The sequence below is a fragment of the Variovorax sp. WS11 genome, from assembly GCF_010499245.1.
Lineage (GTDB): Bacteria > Pseudomonadota > Gammaproteobacteria > Burkholderiales > Burkholderiaceae_C > Variovorax.
This window is the reverse complement of record NZ_JAAGOW010000001.1, coordinates 231,762-255,667: the sequence shown is the minus strand read 5'-3', so window position 1 is coordinate 255,667 and position 23,906 is coordinate 231,762. Positions and strand designations below refer to the sequence as shown.

Here is a 23,906-nt window from a genome sequence, read left to right as displayed (position 1 = left end):
GGATTTGAAGTGCAGGCCAACCAGCCGGGGGAAGTCGAAGGCAGAGCCTCGATCCCCGCAGAGGTTGCACTTGTAGTTGCGCTCAATTGCCATGCTCACCTCCTTGCACTGCCAGGCCGTTCTTCTCTGCGAGAGCACGGGTGATGGCTTGGGCTGTCTCGATGTCATCGTCCAAACCCATATCGCAGGCCCTGTCGTCCCAATAGAGCGGACGTACCGCCTTGCGGATCTCCTCCTCCGTGAGACCGGTAATAGGCTTCGCTGTCGGCTCCGTGGTGGGTGCTGGGGGAGTGGTGTCCTCAGGCCACGGCTGACCGCACGTCACGCATGCGGCACAGCCAGCCCCCTCCCTGGTCGCAGCACCGCAAGTGCATGGCCCCACTCCATGGCCATAGCCGCCCAAGGCTTCGCATCCTGGCTTGTGTTCAGTCATGCCTCGCCTCCCTGGTGCCCCGCTACAGGCTGAGCGGCGAGAGCGTCACGCGCCTCTTTCTCGATGCAGTAAAGCTGCAAGATTTCGTCCACCACGGCCGTGTCGCCGGCATACCAGCGTTGCCCCAGTTCCTTCAGGTGCCCTTGCAACTGGCGCAGCATCTCCGCATTGGCCGCATGGCCCCCAGCGCCGCGCAGGCCGCGCTGGCACTGCCCAAGCAGACCCGAGTAGTCCACGCGCATGCCCTGGTGCTTCTCGGCAAGAAGAGGGATGCCGGTAGGCTCGAAATTCGGTGCTCCCTCCACCCCTGTAGGGGGAGTGGACTCGGCTCCGGTGGCGGCACGAGCGGCATCGATGGCGTCACGTCCGCCCGGCACGCTGTAGACCCGCATGACCCAATCGAGCCGCTCAGAGTCTTTCATCCAGCCCTTGATGGCGGCAGCCGAAGCTTTCAAGACACCGAACTCGTCCTCTCCGGTGGCGCGGCCACTGTCTACGATAGGCGGTGGCGCAGGAGACTGCGTTGCAAGGAACGCCCTCACTGCGCCGGCCAGTTCTTTCTCGGCCGCCATGATGATTCGATAGGCGCCTTGCATGCCGTCCTCTTGGCAGCACTGCGCGGCTTCGAGCTTTTCGTAAGCACTGCGGAGTTTCTTGATCGCGTCCATCAGTCTTCCCCTTTTGCGCGGCCACTGTCTGTAGATGGAGTGGCGAGGGCGTCGATCAGCTCATTCGACAACTGCACGAAGCCGGAAATAGTGCCTTCACCCTTGTCCAGCGCAATTGCAGCGTTGCCAAAGCGAGCAACCATCTTCTTCGCGTCCTCGCGCGTCAGCGGCTCGGCCTTCGGTGCTGCCTGCTCGGCGGGGGCGGATGTGCTTTTGGCATCGTAGATGGCCGCAAAGATCGCCGTGCCCAACTGCTCAGCTTCGTCGAGCGTCATCTCCAGGGTTTGCAGCGGCGACCCATTCTTACGCCACAAGATTGACTGCACGCACTGGAGCGACGGATTATTGATGGCGCCTCGGCCTTGGATGGTGAGGCGCTTGCCGTTCTCGCGGCGCAGATTGATCGTGCTCACGATTGCTCTCCCTCTGTCGGCTCGGCCTGCGCTCCTGTGGGTGCAGGGGAGGCATTGGGGGTGGCAATCAACGCTCGAATCTTTTGGCATGCGCGACGGTGGTCGCTCTCTCGAATCAGCGCAACGGCACTTTCCGAGTTGTCCACGTCATCTGCACTTCTGTGGAACGTGCCCGAATGGCTGGAGACGTAGCCAATCACTGGCACGTCAAGCTCCAAGAGAACAGCTTTCAAGTCTGCGCGCATCTCCGGCCACATGGGCGCCTCTGCCTGCGTCGCGGCTTGCTCTGCTGGGGAGGCAGGGGGAGTGCAATCGGGGCACGGCTCGCCGCCGATCATTCCAGTCCCGTCGCACGTTGCGCAGCCGTTGTCCTTGATTTCGACCTCCACGCCGAGCGCATTCCCGAGCAATTCGATGGCCTGCGGCTTCGTCAGTTCTACGCCGTGCGAGTCCGAAGCCCGCCAGTAGGTGCCCCACTCAGAGCATTGCTTTTGCAGTTGGCTCCGGAGCGTGTCCGCCTCCATCACTGCCACAGGCTCGACAGCAGAGGGAATTCCCAACTTGTTCGCCAACTCGCGCAACTTCGCTGCATCCGGCATGGGTTTCTTGCCCGCAGCCATGTTGAAAAGCTCTTGCTCGACATACACGGATCGATTGATGTGTGCAGTCAGCAGCTTGTCCAGTTTCTCGGCGGCGCCGGGGTGGTGCTTCGGTGCCTCGACAGCAGGGGCGGATAGGGCGGCCACGATGATTCGCATGTGCTCTTCTTGCAGGGCGCGCGCCTCCGGGTTGAGCTTCCAACTCGGCATCTTGGCAACGCAGCCCCAGCCCTTTCGGTAGATGCTCCATCCACCATCGGAGTCTTCCAGCGAGAGGATGTCGGCCGCACCCGGGAGGGAGGTCTTGTCGGTGGTGGTCATTGCCGGCTCCAGTTGACGCAGCGCGCCGCACTGCAGCGCCCTTCGGTTTGTTGATTGGGGTAGGCGCGAAAGTGCAGCGAGCTGCCGCACTTCAGGCAGGGGAAGGAGCCGCGCACCTCCTGTGAGGGATCAACGCGGGAGCGGGCTTGTGCCATCGATCGAGCGGTAGCGCCGACCAGGGCGGCGAATTGCTGCGTGGTCACGAGATCTCCTTCCCGCAGCAGTCGCACTGGTTGCTGTCCATCTCCTCGATGCTGTGCTCGACGGAGCAAACGCAGTAGTCCTCGCTGTACTCGTCCGGGTCGCCCATCAGATCCTCGCCATCGTCAAGGTCGGCGCCCTCCATCCAAGCGGCGCGGGCCTCGATCTCCACGCACTCCTCGGCCGCTTCCTCCGGGCTGATGTCGGCGCGCAGCTGCTCGCGGCGCAGGCGCTCCATGTCGGCCTCGTGCGCCAAGTCGCGCTCTTCAGGTGCAGCGGTCATTGCACAGCGCTCCTGTCGCCAGAGCTCGGGAGGGTGAGCGGGTAGTAGGTGCCGGGACCAGCCACCGCAATCCTCGCGGCCGTCAACGCATCAGGGGCCGTGCGCTGCAGCTCGGCCAGCACGGCCTCGGCGGCCAGTGCGCGACCTTCCATCGAATCGAACGCGCAGCGCGCCTCGTGCTCTGTGGGGGCGCCTTTGATCGCGCGCTTCCAGGATGCCAACGTGCACGCGGCGATCTCCTCGGCCTGGATCGCTTCGTCGCGCTCCTTCAAGAACTGCTGGCTGGCAATGCGCGCGCGGCGCGCCTCGTCGAGCAGGATGCTGTCGGGCTTCGTGCGGCGCTCGATGCAATCCGGGGCCCAGTCGGGCGTGACGCCGAAGTGCACGCGCGCGGCGCGGTAGCCGCCTCTCGTGAATGGGAACGTCTCGCCACAGTGGAAGCAGCACCAGCCGTTCGGCGCGGGCGTGTAGGTGTCGTCGCTCATGGCCTGACCCTCCGGAACTCGACCACCCATACGAACGGATTAGCCGCCCAGCTGCCGGCGCCGTTGATCGATTCCCAGAGCGACTCGTAGGAGCTCTCGGGCGAGCTGGTGCCGGTGTGCTCCCGGCCGTAGACGCGCCAGTGGCACGTGCCGGCGGGGTCCAGGCGGGGATCGTTCTCGATGCCCTCGGCGATGGCGTCGGCCTCGCTGACGTCCTGCAGGCGCTCGACGCGCACGCCGGTCACCTCCAGAGTGATGCGCGATAGGCCGCGCGGGCAATGCATCGGCGGCAGGTAGCTGCGCTTCCACGGCCAGGCGTCGGCTACGGTCAGTGAGCCGTCGGCGCCATACGTGGAGAGCACGCGTCCGGTGCCGTCATCGGGCTCCTGGTCGGGCACCAGGCGGATCGCCTCGCGCACCCACAGCCGATCGCCGGGCACTCCGTAAGGGCACGGCACCTTCATCACCGTCTCGTGCACATCGTGGCTAGGGCCATCTCCCCACAGCCAGGAGAGTTCGGCCACACCGGGTTCGTTCTCGATGCCGATGCTCAGGCTCGGGCCAGTCGCCTGCTTCAGCACCCGTCGCGTCTGCGTCTTCGTGCCGGCGAGCAGCGCCCGAACCATTGGCGCGCTGAAGAGGATGGGTTGCTCCTTCATACTTCGCTCCGGAGGAGTTGAAGATGAGCGGACTTATCGTTCTGGGGCTTTGGAGTGCAACCGCCGCCGTGATTGCAGTGATCGTCGGCTGGTCCGAACTCGTTATTTGGGCGAACGCGAATAGTGGCCTGTCGTCGTGGGTACAAGCGATAGGCTCGATCTTGGCTATCGTCGGTACAGCCGCCACCGCAGGATGGCAAGCTGGACGCAACGAGCGCGTCCGTACTAGCGAAGCGAGGAAGGGAAACGAAGCCAAACTGCGCGCTTTGCACAGCATCTTGCAACATGCACGGCGTTGCTGCGGCATGGCAGTGGCGGCTGTCGAAGCGAAAAAGCCCACCCACTGGGGGTGGTTGACCGAAGAGGTGAACCGCGTCCGCGGAATGATAGAGCGGCTGCCGATTTTCGACTTGCCAAGCCCTACCATGGTTGAACACATCGGGCGTGTCGATCGCAGTTTGTGGGCATTGGCGACGCTGCCCCGAGTGCACGCTGATTCGAAGAGACCTGAGAAGGACAAAGAAGCTCTGGAGGTGATCGAGGACCGCAAACAAGAGATTGACGAAGCGTTGGCAGCGTGCAAGGTCGAGATTGACCGCGCTACGAATGCGGATCAAAGGATGACGTATTAGCGCCTTTTGTGGTTCAGAGGGTCGGGCTCTTATCGGCATACTGCGGGCTCCGATTGATGGAGGTTGAAATGCCGAAAGATCCCGAAGGCCTGAAGATCTGGCGAGCCCTGCACGACCAGTGGCAGGAGACCCAGGAGAGGGCGCTCGCTGGTCGGGCCGAACTCACCAGCAAGCAGATGGCATGCGTCAAGGGGACGGGACCCGACCCCTCGGCCTCCGAGATCGATGCTGTCGAGGAACTCGAGCGCACGGCTGCGAAGCTGGCCATCGAGATGGACAACTTCGTGAGGCACAGGCTGGGCTGACTCCGCCCGCGCATCTGGGCATACTGCGGGCTCCGATTGACGGGGGTGGCCATGGCACTGGAAGGCATGCACGACGCGTTGTTGGATTACCTGAAGGCACAAGGGGCGGTGCAATTCACGATCGAATCCTGGGAGAACCTCTGGTGGCAAGCGCAGAACTTCCCGGGGGAGCCATTGCCCTGTCCCAGCTGTTTCCTTGATGGCCGTGTGCAACGTCTGATGCCGCTTAAGAGCGCGGGCGAGATCGGGGCGGTCCGGTGTGAGGCCTGCAAGACCAAGTTCGAATTTCCGGGCGGCTGACATCACGCTGCGGCCCTCCCGTAGTTCTGCGCCTCTTGGGCGAAGCGGACGGGCGGAACCTCGGCGCGGCATGTCGCACACGATTCGCGCGGAATGCATACGTTCGCCTGCGTTCTTCGGCTCGGACAGCCGGTTCGTGTCGCGGTCTCCTACATTCAAAGTGCCACCAGTCCTGACAGCGGTGGCGATGAGCGCCGTCATGCTGCGATCTCCGATCGACCGAGATGGAATATGGAAAAAGTTGAATCCCCACACGGCGGCCAGTTCACGCTTCGCAGTCATCCGGTGCCGACGGAAGGTGGCAAGTACCAGATGATGTTTGCCGTTATCGAGAACGAGTGGCACGGCGAAGTGCCACTGAAGCACTACTCCGGCGAGATCTTCGACACAGAACTTGAGGCCGCCGACGCTGGCTTGGCAGCAGCGAGGGATTGGCTGCGGAAGCGGTTGATGGTGAACCACTGACATCAGGCGGCCCTCCGCTGCGGTTGGTCCCACAGGTCGCTGAAGTTCGCCGCGGTGACGGCGCGCTGCAGCCCAGGCGGCACGGCGTTGCCTATCATGGCCACCTGCTGGGTCTTGGTGAACATGCGGCCGTCGTGGCCGCGGTCGATGACGTACTGACGCGGGAAGCCTGTGGCGTTGGCCAGCTCGCGCGGCACCAGCATGCGCAGGCAGATGTCGACCACCACCCACGGTTCGCCGCGGATCCAGACGGTGACCAGCGCCAGCCGATCCTTCGTGGTGATGGTGTGCATCGGCTCGCGCAGGTCACCCCACTGGCCGCCCTCGCCGTAGTAGCGGATCAGGAACGCCGCGCAGCGCAGCGCGCCGGCCTCGGCTTCGGGTGCGAGGTGGTACTCGACCAGCCCGTGGTGCTGGCCGCCTGCGCTGACGGTGCGCAGCGGCTCATCCAGCGGCCGCGCGTCGCAGTTGCCACGCAGGTGCGCCAGGTGGGCGGTCACCAGCCGCTGATTCGCGCCCTTCGTCAAGATCGTGGACAGCGGCTTGTCGAGGCTGTGCGCCGGCAGCGCGTTGCCGAAGCCGTTGGCCTGCTCGACGAAGGCAGTCACCAGCGCGTGCTTCGCGCCGCCGGCGACGACCGTACCGAGCGGCTGGTCGATGTCGAGCGCACGCGGCGCCTGCCCGGCGCGCTCGCCGTAGCCGGTCTGGATGAGCACGGGCGTGACAACGGAGAGAGCGCCACCCCGCGGCCAGGCCGTGATGGTCCGCATCGGCTGCTGCACCGAGTCGACCGCCTCGCGCGACCAGTTGGCGATCGGAACGATGAAAGGGTCCCCGCTGTCGAGCACGAACTTCTTCATGCCGTGGGCCACGCGCCGGCATGTGGCATCCGCCAGCGGCTTTGGTCGGTCGAAGATGCTCCGCGTCGGGAGGCTGAAGTCGATGCACTCGGCGGCCGGGCGCCACTTCTTGAGACCCTTGCCGGGCTTGCGCGCATGCGTGGGCTCCGGCCACTGGATGGGCAGGCCGTCGCGGCGCGCGACCATGAACAGGCGCGTGCGGGTGGTCGGCACGCCGTAGTCAGCCGCCTTCAGCAGCCGGTGCTCGATGACGTAGCCCTGCAGGCGCAGCAGCGCGAGGAAGCGCTCCCAGGTCTGGCCCAGGCGCTTCGGGTCGGGCACCAAGTGCTGCAGCCGCCGCGGGGTGTGCTCACCGGGCCCGGCGACAGTTCCGTCGAGCTTGATCACGCGGCCGGTCGCCTTGTCGCGCTTCGCGATCAGCGGGCACCATTTCCGAATTTGTTCAACATTTTCGAGGGTGATGACGTCGGGCAGCGCTTGGCCAGCCCAGCGCACCACCACCCAGGACAGCGAGCGGATCTCTGTGTCGCGAGGCTGGCCGCCCAGCGCCTGGCTGAAGTGCGTGCAGTCGGGACTGGCATGGAAGTAGCCTGCAGGCTGGCCGCCGGTCAACGCGCGCGGGCACAGCTCGCGCACGTCCTTGCGGTAGTGGCGGGTCTGCGGGTGGTTCACCGCGTGGCAAGAGACGGCGTCGTCGTTGTGGTTCACGGCGATGTCGACGTGCCGGCCGATCGCTTGCTCGATGCCGGTACAACTGCCGCCGGAGCCGGCGAACAGCACGATCACCAGCTTCGCGGCGAGGTTGAGCACGAACTGCGGCGAGATCATGCTGCGTCGCCCCCTGCATCCTGATCAGCCAGCTCGTACGCCACCTCGCGCACCGACTCGACGGCGATGCCCAGCGACTGCGCGGCGGCGGCACACGCTTCCTCGATGCCTGCGGCGCCGAGCTCTTCAGCGCGCGCGAGCGCCGCTCGCACCTTTTCGATGGGGATGACGGTGAAGCCCATCGCGTCAGGCCTCCGCCTTGGGCTTGCGGCCCTTGCCCTTGACCGACACCGTGGCGGCCGGAGTGGTCTCGGCGGACTGGTTGATGAAAACATCCTCGGGAGTGAGGGGCGGCTCCGTGCTGTCCGGCACCGGATTCGTGAACACGTCCGCTTCGGTGAGCGGGCGCGTCGGTTGCTCGACCTCCGGCATGGTCTGCTTCATCGAGATCTCATGCTTTTGCAGCATCGAGGTCGTGCCGATCATGTCGCGATCGATGTCGGCCGACGAAGAGATCGAGTATTCGATGAGCACCGATCCGCCTTCGATGGGCGTGAATTCGAACTTGTGCGCCTTGCACAACTGCATCACCACGGCGCTCGCGTCGTCGATGCCATAGGCGACCTCGACCCGCGCGCCCATCAGCTGGAAGTCCTTGATCTTGATCGGGTAGTCGAGGTCGGGGAAGCGCACATTCGGCAACTCGTCGACCGGTAAGTCCATCTCTTCCTGGTCACCCTGCTGCTGGGCGCGCAGGTCGCAGAAGAAGGCCTCTCGCAATCCCTTCTTGATCAGATTGAGATTGCGATTGTTCGTGGTCCAGATCACGCGCAGGTCGAGCGCGATCCGTTCTTCGTCGCCATGGTTCTCCACGTGCGTGCTCGCCTTCTTGAGCTTCATCGTGGTCTGGTCTTTGAGTTCGAACATGAAGTTGGGCCTTCCGGGGTTGTTGTTGATCAGGGCAGGAGCGACGAGTCGCGGGCAGCGATGTAGGCGCGCGTGTGCCGGTCTTCCAAGACAGCGGCCGCGCGCTCGGCGCTGGCCTTGCGCCGCGCCAAGTCCTTGCAGGTCTGGGTCTCGGCGATGTCTTCCTGCTTGCACGAGACTGTGAGGCGGTCGTCGTCGCTGAAGAGCTTCGAATTGCGGGCCATGATGGTCAGCGCGTTGTCGACGCGGCAGGTGACGTCCGTGCCGGTGGGGATCGACAGCAGGCCGCTGCCGTCGCGACCGGAGCCACCGATGCTGAAGCCGGGCCGAGCGCAGGGCTGGGTCGGCTGCGTGGGTGTGGCGCCGTAGAGGCTCGGCGCCGAGCGCTCGACCTTCACGTCCGAGCCGATGCGCGCGCCGGCCAGTTCCAGGCCGCCGGCCATGACATTGCCCACCGCGCCACCAGCGCCGCCGAACTGGCCGCCCGCGATGCCGGTCAGGCCGGTGATGGTCGCCGAGCCGCCGGCACCGCCGGCCGCGGTGTTGCGCACGCTGACGCGGTTCTTGACGCCGGCCACCGCCGCGGCACCGGCAACTGCGCCAGCTTGCGCGCTCGAGCTGGCGTTCGGCGCCGGGTTGCTGGGCGGCGGCGGATGGCCGGTTGCATGGACGCCGGACGCGGCGAAGATGGCCAGGGCGATGATGGTTTGCTTCATTGGTCTTGCTGTTGGTGGAGAAGGAGGAGGGCCGGCAGGCGACTACTAAAACGCCAGGCGCGCGGCTGAATAACTTCCGCGTGCCCTCGCCGGCCCGAACTGGGTCAGGCGGCGACGGGCGCCGGGAACTTCTTGAAGGGCAGCGGCTTGATGTGCTCGCCGAAGTACTTGCCGATGGACTCAGCCGCGATGAAGGCGGCGTGCACCTCCGGCTCGACGCCGGGGTATTGGTAGATGTGGCCCGGGCCGCGCGTGAAGGTCACGGCCAGGGTCTTGCTTTCGGGGTCGTAGCCGATGGCGGCGACCTGATGGCTCTCCACGGACGTCATCGGGATCTCGATGTACTCCGCGATGTCGTTGAAGGGAGCGGCCGGGGTGTACTGCTTGGGCATGGTTGGTCCTTCGGGGTTGATCGGGTCAGGCGGCCTGCTTGGCTTGGATGGCCTGCACGTGCGCGACGAGCGCGGCCAAGATGTGCGGGTACTCGGCCTCGTGGAACAGCACGGAACCGCGGTCCTTCAGGCCCGTGAAGCCCAAGGTGGCCAGGCCGTCGGCGGTGATCTGGATTGGGGCGAGCCGCTCCTTGAGCTGGCCCAGGCTGAGCGTCGGCTTGCCGGCGGGTGTAGCGGCGGGGCGCGCTGGCATGGGAATGACGGTTGGCGCCGGTGCGGCGGCGGGCGCCACGGGTGCCTCGCGCTGCGGCTCCGTGCGCGCTAGGGTTTGCTGGCGCTCCTGCTGCTCGCGCGCCGCCGCCTCCTGCTCCTGCTGGCGCTTTCGGCCTTCGGCTTCCTCACGCTCGCGGCGCTCCGCCGCTTCGCGATCCTGCTGCTCGCGGGCCGCCTGTGCGCGCGCGCGATCCTCCTCCTCGGCGCGGATGCGTGCGCGCTCCCGCTCGGCGAGTTCTGCGGCGCGGCGCTCCTCGGTCGCCTTGTGCTCGGTGATGCGAGCCCGCACCAGAATGCGCACGTCTTCCACCGGCTTGCCGATGTGCGCCAGCCGGTCGGCCAGCAGGAACTCGTAGCCCTTGCCTTCCTCCGCCATGCATGCCAGCGATGCGCGAATCTTCCGAGCCGACTCGTCGGCGACGATCTTTGCGTTCGCCAGCATCGTGTCGAGCGCGTCCTGCATGCTGGCGAAGCTGCGCTTGCTCTTGATCGCGCCGGGCCAATCCGGGGAGGGGAGGACAATCCAGGGGCCGCCGGTGTCGACCTTCAGCGCTTCGATGTGCGCCTCATAGTCAGTCCTCGCCTTGGCGAGCATGGCGGCCTTCTTGACCCTGTCCTCGCGCTCGACGTCCTGCTCCAGCTTCAGCGCCGTCTGGCGCATGTCCTCGCACCAGCTGTCGATCATCCGAGCGGCCTCGCCGACCGTTACCGTCTGGGCGAGCATCGCTTCCTTCGCGTGCTTGGCCTGTTGGATGTTCTCGCGCAACAGCTTGGCCGATTCCTTCGCGTTGGAAAAGTCCTGGTCGGTGACCAACTGGATCGCGCGGACCTCCGCCAAGCGCCGGGTAAGGGCGTCGCCGTACTCCTTCATGTTGCTGGTCGTGATCTCGCCCTTGGCGTGGATCACCAGCGCCGGCAACGCGAGGGTGACCTCGGCCGCAGGGCGCTCCTTGATCTCGACCGGCACATAGGCGGCGAGGTCGATCTCGAACTGCGCCCAAGCCGCGCGAATGCGGTCAAACCAGGTCGTGTCGGGCTCCACCCAGACATGGAAGGTGTTCTCGCGCGTGCCGTCAGAGACGGTGAAAAGGAGGCGGTCGGCGCCCGTGACCATCAACACCTGCTGACATTGCGGCATGTGCTCTTCCGGCACTTGGCCGGCGCGCACGATGGGCCCGTTCTGGGCGTTCAGGCTCTTGCACTCCCACGCAGTCTCGTCGAGCATGTCGAGGCCATCGCTGGAGGCGCTGATGCGGCCGATCGATGCAGTTGCAGGGTAGAAGCCATCAACCCCTGCGAACTCGACAGCCAGCGGCCGTGCCAGTGCTTCGATCTCGTGGCCGCGGTCCAGCACGTTGCGCTGCAGCCAGTCGCCGAACTCCTTCGCGATGCCAGTCTTCTTGGCGCGCAGCAGCTCGGTGCGCGTTGTGGTCTTCGACAGACCCAAGACTGCAGCGATCTCGCTGGCGCCGAAGTGGGTCAGTCGGAACTCATCCCATGCGGGCACGCCCTGCACGAGATCGTGAACGATTCTTTCCATGGTGATCCTTGGTATCGGTCGGTGATCAGCCGCGCAGCTTGGCGAGGCACTCGTCGTAGCAGGCCTCCTCGGCCGCGCTCTCCTCATCGGTGCGCGTAACGGAGTTGGCGAGGTCGAGCGCGGCATTGAGCGCGTCTTCGTCCTTGGCTGCGCGCAACTTCTCCAGCACGTCGGCGTGCGAGAGTTGCACTGCGGCGGCGGCAGGGGCCGGCGCTGGTGCTGGCGCGGGCGCCGCCTGCGAGGCTTGGGCCAGGCCGCGGATGACTTCCTTCTGAGCGTCGCTCAGCGGCGTCTTCTGGTTCGCCGAGTTGATCTTGGCGATGACGTCATCCGGCTTCGCGCCCTTGGCGATGACCTTCTTCCAGATTGCGAGGTTCGCATCGAAGTCGGCCTGCAGGTAGTAGGTGGGTGCCGCCGGCGCGTCTTGATCAGTTGCTCCGCCCTCGCCGCCGTGCCGCGTCAGGTGGTCGCGCAACGTCTCTTCCATGTCTTCCAGGTCTTGGCCGAACATGTCGCCGCACGCCGTGACGTTGATGGTCATGGCGATCTTGGCGCGCTTGTTCGCCATCTTCAGGATGGTGTTCGCGAGGTCAGCCGGCTCCGTGCGCACCTGGAAAGTCGAGTAGCTTTCCTTCTTCGCCTTGTTGAAGCCCTTCTTCTCGCGGCGCAGGTTCGCAGGCGTGGCCTCGAACTCTTCCTTGTAGGCCTTGCGCCACTTGTACTTTTCCTCGCCGCTCGAGGCTTCGCCCATGCCGGTGCCGAGCACGAGGCCACTGGTCTGATGCACGCCGGTGCAGGTGACGCGATAGCGCACGACTTCGCCCGTAGACAGGTCCTCGACCTGATAGGAGTCGGCGACCCGGAACGCCATGCACAGGACTTCCGCACCTTGCTTCAGGAGCGTCGGCTTATCCGTGCCCGGGATGACGCCGTAGTGCACGTCGGGCTTCATGACGGCGCGCATGACTTCCTGCACCATCGCCACGTGGCTGATGATGTCGGCCACTGCCATGCGGCCGGAGGCTGCGGACTGCGCCAGCGCGCCGCCCTGTTGCTGTTGGATTGCAAGTACGTTGCTCATGAAGCTCTCAGAGGTTGAGGAAGAGGGAGTTGAGGAAGAGGGCGGCGCGGTCGCCGTACAGCGCGAGCAGCAGGACACCGGCCCACAGCAATGCCGCGGAGACGATGAAGTCGAGGTCCTCGGTGGACGTGAGGTCGTGGTCATCGGAGTCCATGGCGAGTCCTTTCAGCTGTTGACGGGGACGCGAGAGAGCCAGACGACCAGGCCGCCGATCGAGGCGCCCAGCACCAGCACGCCGGCGAAGACGGACCAATAGAGCACCCGGTCGATGAAGGCGCTGGCAGCGCTGTAGGGCTGGGCGAGCGGCTCCGGCGTGTCATCGGGGAAGCCGTGCGGATGTGCTCGGCTCATGGCTTGCCTTTCGAGAGCGGTGGGCTCAGGGGCTCCAGTCGCTCGACGCGGCCGTCGTACATGTCGGCCAGGGCGGCGTGGTGCTCGGCGGCAGCGCGATGCTCGAGCGCCAGCCGGCGCGCCTCGTACAGCTGCTGAGCGACAACCTTCTCAGGGGAGAGCGGCGCGAAGATCATGAGGACGCCACCTCCAGCAGTTGGTGACGGGCCCGGGCCAGTTGCTCCTGGCGCAGATCTGCGCTGCGCGGCGTGCGATGGCTGGCCCAGTCGATCGCGTCGTCGCCGGGGTTGCGGATGGGGTGCAGCAGTCGGTCTGGCCAGATGGCCGTCTGCGAGCGCTGGTGCGGCTCCATGTGGAAGGGCGAGCCAAGCGAGGTCACCCGCCAGAACGGGCCCCACTCCAGCTTGAGGCTCGGCGGCAGTTCGCCGACCTCGGCAACTTCCACCAGAAGGCCGTTGTCCGTCGGCGCACCGTAGGTGAGGGCGAGGTCGCCAGGGCGGCACTTCATGCTTCACCGCCTTTCGCGATGGCGGCCGCGGCTTGCCGCATGCACTGCTGGAACTCGTCTTCGGTCGGTCGCTTGGCTTCGTCTTCCAGGCCTTGCGCCAGCATGTTGGCGTGCAGCGCCTGTAGGGCTTCGAGCATCTCGTGCTTGACAGCGATGTGGTACGCCATCCGCCGCTGCAGCTTCTCGTGCGTGTCAGGCCCGGCGCTCTTGGGCAGCTCGATGTCGAGGTCGCGGAACTCATCGCCGCGCAGGGCGATCAGTGCGCGCTGCTCGATCCAGCGCAGGCGCCGGGTCTGGCTACGGCTGCGCGCCGCGGTGCGGGCGATGTGATCCAGCGCCTGGTCCAGGATCAGCGGGTCGACCTTCGTCGCGGCTTCGTAGGCGCGCGGGAATTCGTGCGTGACGTGGCTCACGATGCGCTCCCCGGCAGGCGCACGCCCATGCGGCGCGCGAGATCGTTAATGGCGGCCTCGGAAGCCGTCGGCGCGTGTTCCTTGCGCTGCTGCGCGGTCAGGAAGCGCAACAGCGCTGCTGATGCGGTCGAGCACCTTCATGCCGCGACTCCGAACATGGAATCGGCGGCGTCCACCATGTCATCGGTCAGGTCGTCGCAGTCGCGCGCCTCGGTCGACTCGACGCTGTTCTCGAACCACTCCTCGGACGTGCGGTCCTGGCTGGCCGGGCCGCTGTCGCGGCGCTCGACGTTGGGGAAGAGGGCGCCGTTCACGATGCGGCTCCCGAAGCCCTGGCAATTGCGCGACGACCTTCAAACGTGGCGAGGATCGCTTCTGCCTTCGCGCGGCGACGGACGCTGCGCACCTGGAACACCCGCATCAGTTGCAGGAGGGCCGCGGCCGTTTCGGCGGCGTGCGCCTCAAACTCTTCCTGCGTCAGCGCGACCGTCGTGGTCTCAAGGCGCAGTTCGTGGAGCTTTTGCAGCTCGCTGCCGTGCTCCCGAAGTCCTCTGTTGTCCATGTCCATCTCCTGTTTGGATGGACAAATAATAGCGCCGCGCTATGCATTGTCAATAGCGCAGCGCTAAGTATCGCTCTTGGGCGGCATCTAAAGGCGTGAAAAAGCCCGCGCGCGGCGGGCTGAGGAGAGGAGGTTGAGAGAGCGCGCTATCTCAGACGGATCAACGTGAAGACATGGCGCCTGCCACCCGATTCCAAGATCATCCGGCCTTGATCAGGGCAGATCACGACCCTCGGCGAGTACTCGTAGAGGTACAGGTAGAGGTAGCTGATGTCTTTCCAGACGCTGCCATCGGCAAGAACAATGACTTCGTTCTCCGTACCGAGGAATGGCTGGGGTTCAATCATGTCGGTCCAGTAGCAACGCGGCTGCGCGAAGGCTGCTATCGGCAGCAGCGCCACGAGCCACAACAACACCTTCAGCATTCCCTCGCTCCTTGCTAGCGCCTGCGCGCGTGGCCGCACGTCTCTGGCAAAGACCCCCAAGCGGATTCTGGGCTGACGCGCGCACACCACCACGAGGAATTTTTCACGCAAATGCCCCGGACCCACCCTAGCCGGGACGCAAGGCTAATACCTTCGGTTCGCTGCAGCACGTAGATTGGGGCGGGGGCGCTCACGCGGCCTTGCGGTTTTCTGGGCGCTGGGCTGCCACGTCTTTGCCCAATTGGGCGGCGGTCAGCAGGAGTGCTCCCTCGAGTCGATTGATCGAATCGGCATCGAGGGCGGCCACCTTGGCCATATCGATGCCTGGAAATGGCCAGGACCGTGGTGCATTCGCGGCAGCAGCGACCAGTTGGGGGTCTGTGTCCATCCAACCGGCCTCGAGCTTCAGCGCAGCTTCGATTGCTCTGGCCTGAGGCGATCCCATCGTCTTGGGCTTGTCGGTCTTGCTCCCAGACGCCTGGTTGGCGATCTGGCTGAGCGTCGAGTCTGTCGGGGTGCGGTTGAGAGCCTTGTTGATGGCGGCGAACGAACCGAACGTCGCCTTCAACTCCTGAAGGCGGACGCGCCGAACCTCTTCTACTGTCTTCATCCCCGCATTGAATAGCGCGCCGCTGATCATGTGGCGTAGCGCAGCGCTATTGCAATTGCTTAGCGCGGCGCTATCATTCACGGATGCGCCTATCCGAACTTCACCCATCGCTGACGCGCGAACAGCGCGCCGACCTGGCGAAACGCTGCGGCATTTCACCGGGATACCTCTGGCAGTTGGCGACTCGGTGGAAGGGGAAAAAGCCCACCGTAGACCTGTTGGCCAAGCTTGCTGACGCGGATGCGCGGCTCAAGGTCGCAGATCTGGTCGAAGAGTTTTCTGAGAGTGCCGGCGAGCCCGAGCCCAAGGCCGCCTGACATGGCGTTCGAGCAGTACTGCTGGTGCGGCGCTACTGGCCGGGCGTCGTCTTCGCCTGAATCATGTGCTGAAGAAGTTCCGCAGCCCGCTTTAGGGCGTACGTCTGGACTTCCGCAATCGTCAGATCGGCCCGCCTTGGGAGCAGCACTGTGAACGAAACCGATTCGTCCGGCGCTCCCTTCGGACCGTGCAGCACCGCGTCGTTCCAGGTGACCAGCCATCCCTCCGATGTGTTTTGGATGCCAAACGGTTGTCCAAGGAATTCCATGTCGTCCGCCCCTCGCGGGGTCCAAGTTGGGAAGCTCGGACTCTACCCCGCGGGTGGGCGGACACCTTTCGCCAGGAGTGCCTGAATGCCGCTCCGCCGCCGCTTCGCTGCGCACTGGGAGTTCCGACTCTCTGCGGTCCTCTTCCTGGTCTGCATCTACAGCGCGGCCTTCCTGATCGTCACCGGGGCGCTCGACGCCGCCGGCTATCTCCTTCCCCCCACTTTCGGCTTCGGCTGGGCATGCGTCGCTTTCGCTGGTGCGCTGGACCTGCGCCCGCGCCGCGAGCAGGGGGCCGAAACGCTCAAGGGCTAGTTCGTGAAGGCTTTGAAACATGGACCGATGGTCTTTTTTTTGGCCCGGCCCGTCTCCCCTAACCACCCATAACTCTTATGGGAGTCTCAATGAAGCTCTTCTACGACGACGAATTCGACGCGATCACCCAGGCGGTGAACGACTCCAGCAAGAGCTGGAAGGAAGTCGCGGCGCACATCTTCCCCGACATGAAGCCCGACAGCGCCTACGCGAAGCTGAAGGTCTGCGCCAGCCCCACCGGCGACCAGCGCCTGACCTTTGGGCAGGTGATCCGGCTCATGGTCTTCTGCGAAGCCTATGACCCACTGATGCATGCCTGCGACGAGACACTGCACGCGCGGCCCGATCGCAAGACGCCGGCGGACGAGGAAGTCAAGTTGGTCGAGGTGATTAACGGTGCGGCCAACACCTTGAACCGCGCCATGAAGACGCTCGAGCAACTCAAGGCCCGGCAGGCCGTGCGGGCGGTGGCATGAGCCTGATCGACCCCAAGAACCATGGCGATCACTTCGACCTCGAGGAGCTCGCTGCATGAAGGCACACCAATCCAGCTTCTTCGACGGCGGCAAGCGCCTGCAGATGACGGAGAGCATCGAGCTCACGATCCAGTCGCTGCAAGCCTACCTGCCGGACCACCCGGACGTGGGCATCGCCTGGTCTGGCGGGAAGGACAGCACCGCCACGCTGACCATGATCGTCTGGCTGATCGAGAGCAGGAAGATTCCTCGCCCGCGCTCGCTGACCGTCTTCTACGCCGACACGCGGCAGGAGCTCCCGCCGCTGGCCATCGCCGCTGAGCAGATCATGGATGAGTTGCGCGAGCGCGGCATCCGCGTCGAGGTGGTGACCGCGCCGATGGACAAGCGCTTCATGGTCTACATCCTCGGCCGCGGCGTGCCGCCGCCGAACAACAACACGCTGCGCTGGTGCACGCGGCAGATCAAGATCGACCCGATGCAGGCCGCGCTGACCGAGCGCATCGCCGAGTTCGACGGCAAGTTCCTCATGATCACCGGTGTGCGGCAGGGCGAGAGCGCCATCCGCGACCAGCGCATCGAGATGTCGTGTGGCAAGGACGGCGCCGAGTGCGGGCAGGGCTGGTACCAGAAGGTGCTGCCCGACGCCAAGGGCCTGAGCGGCATCCTGGCCACGTTGGCGCCGCTGCTGCATATGCGCGTCTGCCACGTGTGGGAGTGGCTGAAGCATTGGGCGCCCCTGGTCGAGTTCGGCGATTGGTCCACGGCCATGATCGCGGATGCCTACGGTGGCGACGAGGCCGAAGAGATCAATGCCCGGACCGGCTGCATCGGCTGCCCGCTGGCTGCCGAGGACACGGCGCTTAACACGCTGCTGCGCAATCCCGCTTGGGCCTACCTGTCGCCGCTGCTCGGCCTGCGGGTGCTGTGGCGCGAACTTCGCGAGCCAAAGAATCGGATCAAGAAGGCCGGCCTTGAGCGGCTGAAGGACGGCAGCATCGCCAAGAACCCTCAGCGCATGGGCCCGCTGACGCTCGAAGCCCGGCTCATGGGCCTGGAGCGCGTGCTGGGCATCCAGGCTGCCTGCAACGCCGCCGCGAACGCTCAGGGCCGGCCCCGCATCAGCCTGATCAACGCCGAGGAGGAGGCCCGCATCCGCGAGCTGATTGCCGCCGGCACCTGGCCTGACGGGTGGGAAGGCGACGAGCCCTCCGCTGAGACCGTCATGCCCATCGTCTACCAGAACGGCGCCGTGCAGCCCCTGCTGTTCAGTGCGGAGGAAGCCTCATGACCGACGAAGAGCGCGAAGCACACATCAAGAGCTGCGGCCTGCTGCTGCTCAAGGCTCACCGCGAGGGTGACGTCGAGGGCGCCAAGCACTGGCTGGCGCTGCAGAACGAGGCGATCAAGGCCCGCACGCCGCGGCAGGTGGCTCGCATGGAAGGCTGCTACTTCGCAGAGCAGGGTGACCTGGCACGGCAGGCGGCAGAGGGGGGGACGAGCCTTGGCTGATCTTCCCGATCCGATGACACCCGCGGACTGCGACCTGCGCGGCATGCCGTTCATGCCGCTGGAGACCGTGCGGTTGCTCGACTCGGACCTTTTCATCCTCAGTTCGGGCGATCAGTTCAAGGCCGCAGTGGCGCTCTGGTGCAAGAGTTGGAACCAGATTCCCGGCGGCAGCCTGCCGGACAACGACCAGATTCTGGAGGCGCTGTCCGGGTCCAAGGTTTGGAAGAAGGTGCGCGAGATGGCACTGCGCGGCTGGGTCAAGTGCTCGGATGGCCGGCTCTATCACCCGGTCGTCGCACAGAACGCCATCCAAGCATGGGAGAGCCGAGTCGACCACCGCGAGACCAACGAGAGCCGCAACGAGCGCCAGGCGCGTTGGCGGAAGAAGGTGAAGGAGATGTCGGAGCTCCTGCGGAGCGTCAACGTGACACCTCCGATGAACGCTTCACTCGCCGAACTGGAGCGTCTCGTTCTTCTACATGTAGACAACCATGTAGACGGTCAAACGTCTACCGAAGCGTCTACACAAGCGTCTCTGGTAGATGACTCAGAGACAGCTAATAAGAGAAGGGACAGTAAAGGGACAGGGAAGGGAAAGAAGAGAGGAGCTAAAGCTCCTACGTCGGCAGGACTGCCGACCTGGTTGCAGGCGCTGATTGATCTTTGGCACGAGGTGTTGCCGGAGCTGCCCGGCGTAGTGGTGATGAACGCCGAGCGCGAGCAGGCGGCCAAGGACTTCCGGCACTGGGTGCTCACCACACCGCGGCGCGATGGAACCCCCCGAGCAAATGACGACGTGGAGTTCCTTGCCTGGACACGCGACTACTTCGAGCGTGCGCGACACAACGACTTCATCATGGGCCGCGGAGCGCGTTCGCCCGGGCACGAGAACTGGCGCTGCCCGTTTGAATGGCTGCTGTCGGCCAAGGGCATGCAGAAGGTCATCGAACAGACCACGGAGGCCGCATGAACGACCGCGCCAACTTCCCCGACTTCGACCTCGACAGCCAGGTCGCACAGCTGCGGGTGCCGCCGCATTCCATTGAGGCCGAGTCCAGCGTGCTGGGCGGCCTGCTGCTGGACAACGGCGGGTGGGATCGCGTGGCCGATCTGCTGCTCGACAGCGACTTCTACCGTCACGAGCACAAGCTGGTCTACGCCGCGATAGGCAGCCTGGTCAACTCCATGAGGGCCGCCGATGTCGTGACGGTTTTCTCCGAATTGGAGCGCGCCGGCAAGGCCACGGACGTCGGCGGGATGGCGTACCTGCACTCCCTGGCGCAGTACACGCCTGGCCCTGGCAACCTGCGGCGCTACGCCGAAATCGTGCGCGAGCGCTCCATCCTGCGCAAGCTGATCTCCGCTGCGGACGAGATCGCCACCACAGCCTTCAACACCCAGGGGAAGGGCGTCGACGTTGTGCTCGACGCCGCGATGCAGAAGGTGATGGGGATCAGCCCCGATGCGTCTGGCGACGACTGGGAGGGCATGGACAGCGGCATGGTCGAGCTGCTGGACCGGATCCAGGCTGCTTCGGACGGCACGGCTCCGCCGGACTTCATCCCGACGGGCCTCAAGGACCTGGACGAGCAGCTGGACGGTGGCATGCGGCCCGGCGAGCTGTGGGTGCTCGGCGCCCGCCCGAGCATGGGCAAGAGCGCGCTGGCGCTGACCATCGGCGTCAACGTCGCCTTGAACGAGGGGCTCGTGGTCGGGATGTTCTCGATGGAGATGCCCAAGGCGCAGGTGATGAACCGTGCGATGTCCCTGGTCTCGCACATCCACCTCAGCCGCATCAAACGTCCAGAGCGGCTCAAGGACTACGACTGGCCAGCCATCACCAGCTCCGTCGAGAAGCTGCGCCAGATCAACTTCCACGTTAGCGACCGCAGCGGCGTGAACATCAACCAGCTGCGCGCCCGGGCCCGCGGCCTGCGCCGGCGCCACGGGAAGCTCGGCTGCCTGATCGTCGACTACCTCGGGCTGATGGACGGCACGGATCCGAAGATGCCGCGCGTCTACCAGCTCGAGGAGGTGACCAAAGGCCTCAAGGCCTTGGCCAAGGAGCTGGCCACGCCCATCCTGCTGCTGGCCCAGGTCAACCGCAAGGTCGACGAACGCCCGGACCCAATGCCCATCCTTGCCGACCTGCGCGACTCCGGGTCGATTGAGCAGGACGCCGACATCGTCGTCTTCGTGCACCGCCCGATCAAGTCCAAGCCGGATCTCGCGCCCGAGTGGAAGTACTACGCCAAGGTCTCGGTGGCAAAGGCGCGCGACGCCGAGCCCGGCTTCCTTGACCTGATGTACGTCGGCGAGAACACCCGCTTCATGGATTGGCCGGAAGAGACGCCGATCCCCACCAACCAGGTGCGCGTGGCGCGCGCCGGCAAACCCACCACCACCGGAGGTGACCTGTGAACTGCAAACCGAATGAGATGGCGGTGGTGGTCGGCGAGGACCCAGACTGCCTCTGCAATATCGGCGCGACGCTGAAGGTGGTCGAAGCGATCGAGGTCGATGGTGTCCCGGCCATGTGGCGCTTCGTCGAGGAAAGCCGGCCGTTGAAGCTGTGCTGGTGCGGCGAAGTGACCTGGTCCGACAGGGCGCAGGGCTACATCGCCGACAAATATTTGGTGCCATGGCGCAACCCTGACGCGCCGGAGGCCGACGAAGTGCCCGCACCTGGAGAGGCGGTGAGCGCATGAGCATCGCCGACACCATCCTCAAGGTCTTCGGCGTGGACGAAGAACTCACCAACCGCCAGCTTTGCGACCGCACTGGCTACTGCATCACGGTCATTGCGACCTACACGGCACGGCTTCGCGAGCGCGAGCAGCTGGAGTACGTGTACGGCGGCCAGAAGCCGGTGGTGCACCGCCTCGCCGGCGCCGCGCGCACCAGGGCGGAGATGCTGGCCAGCGCCGCCGAGGCCATGCCCTTCGCTGCCGACGGGTCAATCGTTGGCAACGCACTGCGCACGCCGAGAAGCGTGTTCGACCTCGGGAGAACCACATGCTGATCATCGGTTGTGACCCTGGCCTCACTGGCGCCATCTCTCTGCTCAGCGCCGATCGCCGCGCATTGCTCGACTGCCAGGACCTTCCCACGTGCGACAACGGCACGGCCAGCGGCAGCATGAAGCGCTGGCTCGACGCTGAGGCGTTCAGCCGGCTGCTGCAGGGATGGTCCGACCGACACGACTTTGCGCGTGAGGGCGTGACGGTGTTCATTGAGCGGCCAATTCCCATGCCGAGCCTGCCGGCACAAACCATCGCCAGTCAGTTCGACACGTTTGGGGTGCTGCGTGCCCAGCTCGCGCGCCGCGGCGTTATGCACTACGTGAACCCACGAGACTGGAAGAAGTCTTTTGGGCTGAGCACTGAGAAGGCCGCATCGCGCGAGGTGTGCCTGCGCCTGTACAACTCGGCGCCGGTGGCTCGCGTGAAGGACCACAACCGCGCCGAGTCGATCTTGATCGGCCACTTCGGAATGCGGGGGCTCGAGTGATGCTCGTGCTCAAGCCCGTCGGCCGCGGGAAGTGGCGCCCCATGTCCATCGAGATCGACGAACGGCGGGTGCCTCCACTGTTCGTTACCGTTGGCCAGCGCATCACGATCGGCGGCGTGGTTTTCCGTGTGGCGGAGGTCAGGCCTTGACCAGCCGCAGCTACATCGTCGCCAGCCCGCGCCAGGCCAACGAGGTGCTGAACCAGCTGTACCAGCAAGACATCAAGCCCCACACGGCGAAGGGCGCCCGCGGCCTCATCCGCTGGGAGACGGTGAGCCAGTACTACCGGCACCAGCTGCGCAAGCTCTTTCACGGGCCAGTGCTGCGCGACATCTCCCAGCAGGTCTGGGTGCGCGACCCGATCACCGGCTGCCGCGTGCGGTACGCGCCGGCCGCTTGGAAGCATCTCTTCGCCCAGATGTTCATCGAGCCCACCTTCGAGGAGTTCACGGTGAAGAGCACCGGCGAGTTGAAGGTGCGCGAGTGCCGACGCAGCACCGAGCAGCTCAGCGACGACGAGTTCCAGATCTTCCTGACCCAGGTCCAGGCCTTCGCGGTTGTCGATCTGGGCGTGGAATTCACCGAACAAGAGGAGGAGGGCTGATGCTGCGTCGCACAGGCTTTAAGCGCCACGTCTACACGCCGCCGCCGGCACCGCCGACCACGCGCGCCACGCGCACCGCGGTGCTGGCCACCTGCGCGGCGCCGGCGCAGACCATCGCAAAGCAGCCGCGCGCCGAGAACCGGCACCTACTCGACATGGCCCAGGGCCAGCCGTGCCTGATCCGCAGCCCGATCTGCTGCGGCGATCCTGAGACCACCGTCGCGTGCCACGGCGCCGGCGTGCGCAACGGCAAGGGCATGGGCTACAAGGTCGGGGACCACTTCACGGCCGCAGGTTGCTACCGCTGCAACCACTACACCGACGCCTACGCGCACGCCACGGCCGAGGAGAAGGAAGCCGCGTTCATGCTCGGCCACCTCCGCCAGGTGGAAGTCTGGCGCGCGATCGTCGCTGACCCTGGCCAGCCGGCCCGAGACCGCGCCGCAGCGCAATGGGCGCTCGATCACCTCAACGCCTCGCCGGTGGGCCTGGAGAGTCCGTTGTGAACGCGCCGGCAGCCCTGTACGACTGGCAGGAGTGGTACGGCGGACCATGCCCGGTGCCTCCGACTGAGCGTGTCGAGGTGGTGCAGCATGCCCGCCACGCCCGCGGCCTGGCGCTTGCCTTCAACTGGCACGCGCACGGCAAGGACCCGGTGCACTTCTGGCGGTTCGAGCGTCCGGTCAAGCCGACTCGGGAGATCGAACGATGAGCAGGAAGCACACCCGTCGCAAGCACTGGGGCTTGACCAATCCCATCGCCCTCGCGATCGATGGCGCGAGCATCACCGACCAGGCCCGGCTCGACCAGTTGCGCACGCTCGAGCTCTCAGCACTGCAAGCCTGGACGACTGGCACTGCAAGCCTGGACGACTGGCACTGCAAGCCTGGACGACTGGCGAACGCTCGCCGATCTCTCGAACCTGACCCAGACGCTCTGCGAGATGGGCGTGGGCCCGGAGGCGCTGCCGGCGGCCGAGCAGGTCGAGGAGGCGCTCGGCGAGGCCAATGCGCGCTTCCTGGCCACCGGGCGCCTGGGCACCACCGGCCAGGGCCTCAAAGCCATGCGTGATCTCTTCGAGTTCCACGACCTGCAGAGGCAGAGCGTGGACCGCAGCACCTATTTCCGCGCGATCAAAAAGACGGCGGACCGCATCCGCTCAGCGCACCCGAGCGTCAAGGTCTACGGCGGTACCGCGCCATCAGTTTCCAAGGAGCCCGCATGCTGACCCAGCCATCCATCAGCGTCCCCGCCAAGCGATTCAAGAACACAGCGCGCGCCGCACGCGCGGCCAACGGCCACGACGCCGCACCCCCCGCCGCGGTGCTGCCGCCCGCGCCACCACCGCCGGCGCCCGCGCGCATCCCCGTCAGCTCGGTCATCTACCAGGCGCTGGTCGACCTGCACAACAGCAACCGCATCGCCAGCCGGCAGGTCCTGGTCGACATCACGGGCCTGACCTACAGCGTGGTCGATGACCACGTGAAGCGAATGATCGACGACGGCCGCGTGCGGCGGGTGGTCAACGGGATCTTCGAGCCGGTGCCGGACGCCCCGGAGGACCGGGCGGTCTCCGTCACGCACTTGCCGGGTGGCGGCGTCAAGTTGGAGATCGGTGACACCTGCATCGACCTCACCCTTCGCGAGACCCGGATGGTCGGCATGGCCACCGCCGGCGTCGCACTTCAATTCGGGCGGTAGCCCACAACCCCGGG

43 protein-coding genes are annotated in these 23,906 nt (G+C 65.6%); 19 read left to right on the top strand and 24 right to left on the bottom strand.

The genetic code is table 11. The features are described from left to right. Window positions 1–429: 429 nt before the first annotated feature. The 7 genes from GXN78_RS01435 to GXN78_RS01405 are packed head-to-tail and all read right to left on the bottom strand — an operon-like array spanning window position 430 to window position 4,062. Window positions 430–1,101, bottom strand: coding sequence for a hypothetical protein (locus tag GXN78_RS01435; protein WP_106554066.1), 672 nt, complete (start codon window positions 1,099–1,101; stop codon window positions 430–432). Next, entirely contained in the window at window positions 1,101–1,514 is a 414-nt protein-coding gene (locus tag GXN78_RS01430; protein WP_106554067.1) for a hypothetical protein, read from the bottom strand. Before GXN78_RS01430 ends, GXN78_RS01435 begins: the two co-directional genes overlap by 1 nt. Then, window positions 1,511–2,434, bottom strand: a complete 924-nt coding sequence (locus GXN78_RS01425) for a hypothetical protein (protein ID WP_106554068.1) — start codon at window positions 2,432–2,434, stop codon at window positions 1,511–1,513. The genes GXN78_RS01430 and GXN78_RS01425 overlap by 4 nt, the downstream gene beginning before the upstream one ends. Continuing rightward, a complete protein-coding gene (locus GXN78_RS01420; RefSeq protein WP_146162943.1) occupies window positions 2,431–2,637 on the bottom strand; it encodes a hypothetical protein in 207 nt (68 codons plus the stop codon). The genes GXN78_RS01425 and GXN78_RS01420 overlap by 4 nt, the downstream gene beginning before the upstream one ends. Next, window positions 2,634–2,918: a hypothetical protein gene (locus tag GXN78_RS01415; RefSeq protein WP_106554069.1), complete on the bottom strand. Its 285-nt coding sequence runs from the start codon at window positions 2,916–2,918 to the stop codon at window positions 2,634–2,636. The genes GXN78_RS01420 and GXN78_RS01415 overlap by 4 nt, the downstream gene beginning before the upstream one ends. Further along, window positions 2,915–3,403: a hypothetical protein gene (locus GXN78_RS01410; protein WP_106554070.1), complete on the bottom strand. Its 489-nt coding sequence runs from the start codon at window positions 3,401–3,403 to the stop codon at window positions 2,915–2,917. Before GXN78_RS01410 ends, GXN78_RS01415 begins: the two co-directional genes overlap by 4 nt. Continuing rightward, complete coding sequence (locus GXN78_RS01405) at window positions 3,400–4,062, bottom strand: hypothetical protein (protein WP_106554071.1); 663 nt, start codon at window positions 4,060–4,062, stop codon at window positions 3,400–3,402. The genes GXN78_RS01410 and GXN78_RS01405 overlap by 4 nt, the downstream gene beginning before the upstream one ends. Before the next feature lie 23 nt (window positions 4,063–4,085). Between GXN78_RS01405 and GXN78_RS01400 the strand changes: the two genes are divergently transcribed. The 4 genes from GXN78_RS01400 (at window position 4,086) to GXN78_RS01385 (ending at window position 5,764) form a co-directional block, all read left to right on the top strand. Continuing rightward, the gene (locus tag GXN78_RS01400) at window positions 4,086–4,694 is read left to right on the top strand and encodes a hypothetical protein (protein ID WP_146162944.1); all 609 of its coding nucleotides are present in this window, start codon (window positions 4,086–4,088) and stop codon (window positions 4,692–4,694) included. A gap of 68 nt (window positions 4,695–4,762) precedes the next feature. Beyond that, window positions 4,763–4,999, top strand: coding sequence for a hypothetical protein (locus GXN78_RS01395; protein WP_106554073.1), 237 nt, complete (start codon window positions 4,763–4,765; stop codon window positions 4,997–4,999). 51 nt (window positions 5,000–5,050) lie between these two features. After that, window positions 5,051–5,299 (top strand): hypothetical protein, encoded by a 249-nt coding sequence (locus GXN78_RS01390; RefSeq protein WP_146162945.1) that lies wholly within the window; start codon window positions 5,051–5,053, stop codon window positions 5,297–5,299. A 93-nt stretch (window positions 5,300–5,392) separates the two neighbouring features. Then, on the top strand, window positions 5,393–5,764 hold the full coding sequence (locus GXN78_RS01385; protein ID WP_146162946.1) for a hypothetical protein: 372 nt from the start codon (window positions 5,393–5,395) through the stop codon (window positions 5,762–5,764). A 2-nt stretch (window positions 5,765–5,766) separates the two neighbouring features. Here GXN78_RS01385 and GXN78_RS01380 read toward each other — a convergent pair whose 3' ends face one another. The 16 genes from GXN78_RS01380 to GXN78_RS01305 all read right to left on the bottom strand — a co-directional run bounded on the left by GXN78_RS01380 (window position 5,767) and on the right by GXN78_RS01305 (window position 15,271). Further along, complete coding sequence (locus GXN78_RS01380) at window positions 5,767–7,452, bottom strand: DNA cytosine methyltransferase (RefSeq protein ID WP_106554075.1); 1,686 nt, start codon at window positions 7,450–7,452, stop codon at window positions 5,767–5,769. Continuing rightward, a complete protein-coding gene (locus tag GXN78_RS01375) occupies window positions 7,449–7,634 on the bottom strand; it encodes a hypothetical protein (RefSeq protein WP_106554076.1) in 186 nt (61 codons plus the stop codon). The genes GXN78_RS01380 and GXN78_RS01375 overlap by 4 nt, the downstream gene beginning before the upstream one ends. Before the next feature lie 4 nt (window positions 7,635–7,638). Then, window positions 7,639–8,319: a hypothetical protein gene (locus tag GXN78_RS01370; RefSeq protein WP_106554077.1), complete on the bottom strand. Its 681-nt coding sequence runs from the start codon at window positions 8,317–8,319 to the stop codon at window positions 7,639–7,641. A gap of 29 nt (window positions 8,320–8,348) precedes the next feature. Further along, entirely contained in the window at window positions 8,349–9,035 is a 687-nt protein-coding gene (locus GXN78_RS01365) for a hypothetical protein (RefSeq protein WP_106554078.1), read from the bottom strand. A gap of 104 nt (window positions 9,036–9,139) precedes the next feature. After that, window positions 9,140–9,427: a KTSC domain-containing protein gene (locus GXN78_RS01360; RefSeq protein ID WP_106554079.1), complete on the bottom strand. Its 288-nt coding sequence runs from the start codon at window positions 9,425–9,427 to the stop codon at window positions 9,140–9,142. Window positions 9,428–9,452: 25 nt separating this feature from the next. Beyond that, a complete protein-coding gene (locus tag GXN78_RS01355) occupies window positions 9,453–11,240 on the bottom strand; it encodes a YqaJ viral recombinase family protein (RefSeq protein ID WP_164255340.1) in 1,788 nt (595 codons plus the stop codon). A gap of 25 nt (window positions 11,241–11,265) precedes the next feature. Beyond that, window positions 11,266–12,321: a hypothetical protein gene (locus tag GXN78_RS01350; RefSeq protein ID WP_106554081.1), complete on the bottom strand. Its 1,056-nt coding sequence runs from the start codon at window positions 12,319–12,321 to the stop codon at window positions 11,266–11,268. A 7-nt stretch (window positions 12,322–12,328) separates the two neighbouring features. Continuing rightward, a complete protein-coding gene (locus tag GXN78_RS01345) occupies window positions 12,329–12,475 on the bottom strand; it encodes a hypothetical protein (RefSeq protein ID WP_164255339.1) in 147 nt (48 codons plus the stop codon). An 11-nt stretch (window positions 12,476–12,486) separates the two neighbouring features. Then, window positions 12,487–12,672, bottom strand: coding sequence for a hypothetical protein (locus GXN78_RS01340; RefSeq protein ID WP_106554082.1), 186 nt, complete (start codon window positions 12,670–12,672; stop codon window positions 12,487–12,489). Beyond that, complete coding sequence (locus tag GXN78_RS01335; protein WP_106554083.1) at window positions 12,669–12,848, bottom strand: hypothetical protein; 180 nt, start codon at window positions 12,846–12,848, stop codon at window positions 12,669–12,671. The genes GXN78_RS01340 and GXN78_RS01335 overlap by 4 nt, the downstream gene beginning before the upstream one ends. Continuing rightward, entirely contained in the window at window positions 12,845–13,180 is a 336-nt protein-coding gene (locus GXN78_RS01330) for a hypothetical protein (RefSeq protein WP_106554084.1), read from the bottom strand. The genes GXN78_RS01335 and GXN78_RS01330 overlap by 4 nt, the downstream gene beginning before the upstream one ends. Next, window positions 13,177–13,593 (bottom strand): hypothetical protein, encoded by a 417-nt coding sequence (locus GXN78_RS01325; RefSeq protein ID WP_106554085.1) that lies wholly within the window; start codon window positions 13,591–13,593, stop codon window positions 13,177–13,179. Before GXN78_RS01325 ends, GXN78_RS01330 begins: the two co-directional genes overlap by 4 nt. 137 nt (window positions 13,594–13,730) lie before the next feature. Continuing rightward, window positions 13,731–13,907 (bottom strand): hypothetical protein, encoded by a 177-nt coding sequence (locus GXN78_RS01320; protein WP_164255338.1) that lies wholly within the window; start codon window positions 13,905–13,907, stop codon window positions 13,731–13,733. Then, window positions 13,904–14,155: a hypothetical protein gene (locus GXN78_RS01315; protein WP_106554086.1), complete on the bottom strand. Its 252-nt coding sequence runs from the start codon at window positions 14,153–14,155 to the stop codon at window positions 13,904–13,906. The genes GXN78_RS01320 and GXN78_RS01315 overlap by 4 nt, the downstream gene beginning before the upstream one ends. Window positions 14,156–14,301: 146 nt before the next feature. Then, the gene (locus GXN78_RS01310) at window positions 14,302–14,580 is read right to left on the bottom strand and encodes a hypothetical protein (protein ID WP_106554087.1); all 279 of its coding nucleotides are present in this window, start codon (window positions 14,578–14,580) and stop codon (window positions 14,302–14,304) included. A 190-nt stretch (window positions 14,581–14,770) separates the two neighbouring features. Continuing rightward, window positions 14,771–15,271 (bottom strand): hypothetical protein, encoded by a 501-nt coding sequence (locus GXN78_RS01305; RefSeq protein ID WP_146162947.1) that lies wholly within the window; start codon window positions 15,269–15,271, stop codon window positions 14,771–14,773. 2 nt (window positions 15,272–15,273) lie between these two features. On the opposite strand from GXN78_RS01305, the gene GXN78_RS01300 reads away from it, so the two are divergent. Further along, a complete protein-coding gene (locus GXN78_RS01300) occupies window positions 15,274–15,507 on the top strand; it encodes a helix-turn-helix transcriptional regulator (protein WP_106554089.1) in 234 nt (77 codons plus the stop codon). Window positions 15,508–15,539: 32 nt separating this feature from the next. Here GXN78_RS01300 and GXN78_RS01295 read toward each other — a convergent pair whose 3' ends face one another. Continuing rightward, window positions 15,540–15,776 carry a hypothetical protein gene (locus GXN78_RS01295; RefSeq protein ID WP_106554090.1) on the bottom strand — a complete coding sequence of 79 codons (237 nt, stop codon included), beginning with the start codon at window positions 15,774–15,776 and terminating at the stop codon, window positions 15,540–15,542. A gap of 85 nt (window positions 15,777–15,861) precedes the next feature. On the opposite strand from GXN78_RS01295, the gene GXN78_RS01290 reads away from it, so the two are divergent. From GXN78_RS01290 to GXN78_RS01225, 14 genes are all read left to right on the top strand, one after another. Then, entirely contained in the window at window positions 15,862–16,089 is a 228-nt protein-coding gene (locus tag GXN78_RS01290) for a hypothetical protein (RefSeq protein ID WP_106554091.1), read from the top strand. An 89-nt stretch (window positions 16,090–16,178) separates the two neighbouring features. Beyond that, on the top strand, window positions 16,179–16,565 hold the full coding sequence (locus GXN78_RS01285) for a hypothetical protein (RefSeq protein ID WP_106554092.1): 387 nt from the start codon (window positions 16,179–16,181) through the stop codon (window positions 16,563–16,565). A gap of 55 nt (window positions 16,566–16,620) precedes the next feature. Further along, the gene (locus GXN78_RS01280) at window positions 16,621–17,856 is read left to right on the top strand and encodes a phosphoadenosine phosphosulfate reductase family protein (RefSeq protein WP_106554093.1); all 1,236 of its coding nucleotides are present in this window, start codon (window positions 16,621–16,623) and stop codon (window positions 17,854–17,856) included. Next, the gene (locus GXN78_RS01275) at window positions 17,853–18,077 is read left to right on the top strand and encodes a hypothetical protein (RefSeq protein ID WP_106554094.1); all 225 of its coding nucleotides are present in this window, start codon (window positions 17,853–17,855) and stop codon (window positions 18,075–18,077) included. The genes GXN78_RS01280 and GXN78_RS01275 overlap by 4 nt, the downstream gene beginning before the upstream one ends. After that, window positions 18,070–19,047 (top strand): DUF1376 domain-containing protein, encoded by a 978-nt coding sequence (locus GXN78_RS01270; RefSeq protein WP_146162948.1) that lies wholly within the window; start codon window positions 18,070–18,072, stop codon window positions 19,045–19,047. Before GXN78_RS01275 ends, GXN78_RS01270 begins: the two co-directional genes overlap by 8 nt. Further along, on the top strand, window positions 19,044–20,498 hold the full coding sequence (gene dnaB / locus GXN78_RS01265; RefSeq protein WP_164255337.1) for a replicative DNA helicase: 1,455 nt from the start codon (window positions 19,044–19,046) through the stop codon (window positions 20,496–20,498). The genes GXN78_RS01270 and dnaB overlap by 4 nt, the downstream gene beginning before the upstream one ends. 17 nt (window positions 20,499–20,515) lie before the next feature. Beyond that, window positions 20,516–20,785: a hypothetical protein gene (locus tag GXN78_RS01260; RefSeq protein WP_106554097.1), complete on the top strand. Its 270-nt coding sequence runs from the start codon at window positions 20,516–20,518 to the stop codon at window positions 20,783–20,785. Further along, entirely contained in the window at window positions 20,782–21,099 is a 318-nt protein-coding gene (locus GXN78_RS01255; RefSeq protein WP_106554098.1) for a hypothetical protein, read from the top strand. The genes GXN78_RS01260 and GXN78_RS01255 overlap by 4 nt, the downstream gene beginning before the upstream one ends. Then, entirely contained in the window at window positions 21,093–21,587 is a 495-nt protein-coding gene (locus tag GXN78_RS01250; RefSeq protein WP_106554099.1) for a hypothetical protein, read from the top strand. Before GXN78_RS01255 ends, GXN78_RS01250 begins: the two co-directional genes overlap by 7 nt. A gap of 145 nt (window positions 21,588–21,732) precedes the next feature. Beyond that, complete coding sequence (locus GXN78_RS01245; RefSeq protein ID WP_106554100.1) at window positions 21,733–22,191, top strand: hypothetical protein; 459 nt, start codon at window positions 21,733–21,735, stop codon at window positions 22,189–22,191. Then, a complete protein-coding gene (locus tag GXN78_RS01240) occupies window positions 22,191–22,697 on the top strand; it encodes a nuclease domain-containing protein (RefSeq protein WP_106554101.1) in 507 nt (168 codons plus the stop codon). The genes GXN78_RS01245 and GXN78_RS01240 overlap by 1 nt, the downstream gene beginning before the upstream one ends. Further along, window positions 22,694–22,903, top strand: coding sequence for a hypothetical protein (locus GXN78_RS01235; protein WP_106554102.1), 210 nt, complete (start codon window positions 22,694–22,696; stop codon window positions 22,901–22,903). The genes GXN78_RS01240 and GXN78_RS01235 overlap by 4 nt, the downstream gene beginning before the upstream one ends. 231 nt (window positions 22,904–23,134) lie before the next feature. Then, the gene (locus tag GXN78_RS01230; RefSeq protein WP_106554103.1) at window positions 23,135–23,419 is read left to right on the top strand and encodes a hypothetical protein; all 285 of its coding nucleotides are present in this window, start codon (window positions 23,135–23,137) and stop codon (window positions 23,417–23,419) included. Beyond that, a complete protein-coding gene (locus GXN78_RS01225) occupies window positions 23,413–23,892 on the top strand; it encodes a hypothetical protein (RefSeq protein ID WP_106554104.1) in 480 nt (159 codons plus the stop codon). The genes GXN78_RS01230 and GXN78_RS01225 overlap by 7 nt, the downstream gene beginning before the upstream one ends. Window positions 23,893–23,906 lie beyond the last annotated feature (14 nt).

Excerpts from the sequence above, each read along its gene's own strand:
- GXN78_RS01330 (WP_106554084.1), bottom strand. The coding sequence starts at position 13,180 with ATGAAGTGCCGCCCTGGCGACCTCGCCCTCACCTACGGTGCGCCGACG.
- GXN78_RS01250 (WP_106554099.1), top strand. The coding sequence starts at position 21,093 with ATGCTGATCATCGGTTGTGACCCTGGCCTCACTGGCGCCATCTCTCTG.
- dnaB (WP_164255337.1), top strand. The coding sequence starts at position 19,044 with ATGAACGACCGCGCCAACTTCCCCGACTTCGACCTCGACAGCCAGGTC.
- GXN78_RS01350 (WP_106554081.1), bottom strand. The coding sequence starts at position 12,321 with ATGAGCAACGTACTTGCAATCCAACAGCAACAGGGCGGCGCGCTGGCG.
- GXN78_RS01300 (WP_106554089.1), top strand. The coding sequence starts at position 15,274 with ATGCGCCTATCCGAACTTCACCCATCGCTGACGCGCGAACAGCGCGCC.
- GXN78_RS01410 (WP_106554070.1), bottom strand. The coding sequence starts at position 3,403 with ATGAGCGACGACACCTACACGCCCGCGCCGAACGGCTGGTGCTGCTTC.
- GXN78_RS01385 (WP_146162946.1), top strand. The coding sequence starts at position 5,393 with ATGCATACGTTCGCCTGCGTTCTTCGGCTCGGACAGCCGGTTCGTGTC.
- GXN78_RS01400 (WP_146162944.1), top strand. The coding sequence starts at position 4,086 with ATGAGCGGACTTATCGTTCTGGGGCTTTGGAGTGCAACCGCCGCCGTG.
- GXN78_RS01260 (WP_106554097.1), top strand. The coding sequence starts at position 20,516 with ATGGCGGTGGTGGTCGGCGAGGACCCAGACTGCCTCTGCAATATCGGC.
- GXN78_RS01290 (WP_106554091.1), top strand. The coding sequence starts at position 15,862 with ATGCCGCTCCGCCGCCGCTTCGCTGCGCACTGGGAGTTCCGACTCTCT.
- GXN78_RS01370 (WP_106554077.1), bottom strand. The coding sequence starts at position 8,319 with ATGTTCGAACTCAAAGACCAGACCACGATGAAGCTCAAGAAGGCGAGC.
- GXN78_RS01340 (WP_106554082.1), bottom strand. The coding sequence starts at position 12,672 with ATGAGCCGAGCACATCCGCACGGCTTCCCCGATGACACGCCGGAGCCG.
- GXN78_RS01310 (WP_106554087.1), bottom strand. The coding sequence starts at position 14,580 with ATGCTGAAGGTGTTGTTGTGGCTCGTGGCGCTGCTGCCGATAGCAGCC.
- GXN78_RS01425 (WP_106554068.1), bottom strand. The coding sequence starts at position 2,434 with ATGACCACCACCGACAAGACCTCCCTCCCGGGTGCGGCCGACATCCTC.
- GXN78_RS01415 (WP_106554069.1), bottom strand. The coding sequence starts at position 2,918 with ATGACCGCTGCACCTGAAGAGCGCGACTTGGCGCACGAGGCCGACATG.
- GXN78_RS01345 (WP_164255339.1), bottom strand. The coding sequence starts at position 12,475 with ATGGACTCCGATGACCACGACCTCACGTCCACCGAGGACCTCGACTTC.
- GXN78_RS01225 (WP_106554104.1), top strand. The coding sequence starts at position 23,413 with ATGCTGACCCAGCCATCCATCAGCGTCCCCGCCAAGCGATTCAAGAAC.
- GXN78_RS01355 (WP_164255340.1), bottom strand. The coding sequence starts at position 11,240 with ATGGAAAGAATCGTTCACGATCTCGTGCAGGGCGTGCCCGCATGGGAT.
- GXN78_RS01230 (WP_106554103.1), top strand. The coding sequence starts at position 23,135 with ATGGGCGTGGGCCCGGAGGCGCTGCCGGCGGCCGAGCAGGTCGAGGAG.
- GXN78_RS01275 (WP_106554094.1), top strand. The coding sequence starts at position 17,853 with ATGACCGACGAAGAGCGCGAAGCACACATCAAGAGCTGCGGCCTGCTG.
- GXN78_RS01435 (WP_106554066.1), bottom strand. The coding sequence starts at position 1,101 with ATGGACGCGATCAAGAAACTCCGCAGTGCTTACGAAAAGCTCGAAGCC.
- GXN78_RS01365 (WP_106554078.1), bottom strand. The coding sequence starts at position 9,035 with ATGAAGCAAACCATCATCGCCCTGGCCATCTTCGCCGCGTCCGGCGTC.
- GXN78_RS01380 (WP_106554075.1), bottom strand. The coding sequence starts at position 7,452 with ATGATCTCGCCGCAGTTCGTGCTCAACCTCGCCGCGAAGCTGGTGATC.
- GXN78_RS01295 (WP_106554090.1), bottom strand. The coding sequence starts at position 15,776 with ATGGAATTCCTTGGACAACCGTTTGGCATCCAAAACACATCGGAGGGA.
- GXN78_RS01240 (WP_106554101.1), top strand. The coding sequence starts at position 22,191 with ATGCTGCGTCGCACAGGCTTTAAGCGCCACGTCTACACGCCGCCGCCG.
- GXN78_RS01395 (WP_106554073.1), top strand. The coding sequence starts at position 4,763 with ATGCCGAAAGATCCCGAAGGCCTGAAGATCTGGCGAGCCCTGCACGAC.
- GXN78_RS01360 (WP_106554079.1), bottom strand. The coding sequence starts at position 9,427 with ATGCCCAAGCAGTACACCCCGGCCGCTCCCTTCAACGACATCGCGGAG.
- GXN78_RS01405 (WP_106554071.1), bottom strand. The coding sequence starts at position 4,062 with ATGAAGGAGCAACCCATCCTCTTCAGCGCGCCAATGGTTCGGGCGCTG.
- GXN78_RS01280 (WP_106554093.1), top strand. The coding sequence starts at position 16,621 with ATGAAGGCACACCAATCCAGCTTCTTCGACGGCGGCAAGCGCCTGCAG.
- GXN78_RS01375 (WP_106554076.1), bottom strand. The coding sequence starts at position 7,634 with ATGGGCTTCACCGTCATCCCCATCGAAAAGGTGCGAGCGGCGCTCGCG.
- GXN78_RS01390 (WP_146162945.1), top strand. The coding sequence starts at position 5,051 with ATGGCACTGGAAGGCATGCACGACGCGTTGTTGGATTACCTGAAGGCA.
- GXN78_RS01255 (WP_106554098.1), top strand. The coding sequence starts at position 20,782 with ATGAGCATCGCCGACACCATCCTCAAGGTCTTCGGCGTGGACGAAGAA.
- GXN78_RS01335 (WP_106554083.1), bottom strand. The coding sequence starts at position 12,848 with ATGATCTTCGCGCCGCTCTCCCCTGAGAAGGTTGTCGCTCAGCAGCTG.
- GXN78_RS01315 (WP_106554086.1), bottom strand. The coding sequence starts at position 14,155 with ATGGACAACAGAGGACTTCGGGAGCACGGCAGCGAGCTGCAAAAGCTC.
- GXN78_RS01285 (WP_106554092.1), top strand. The coding sequence starts at position 16,179 with ATGAAGCTCTTCTACGACGACGAATTCGACGCGATCACCCAGGCGGTG.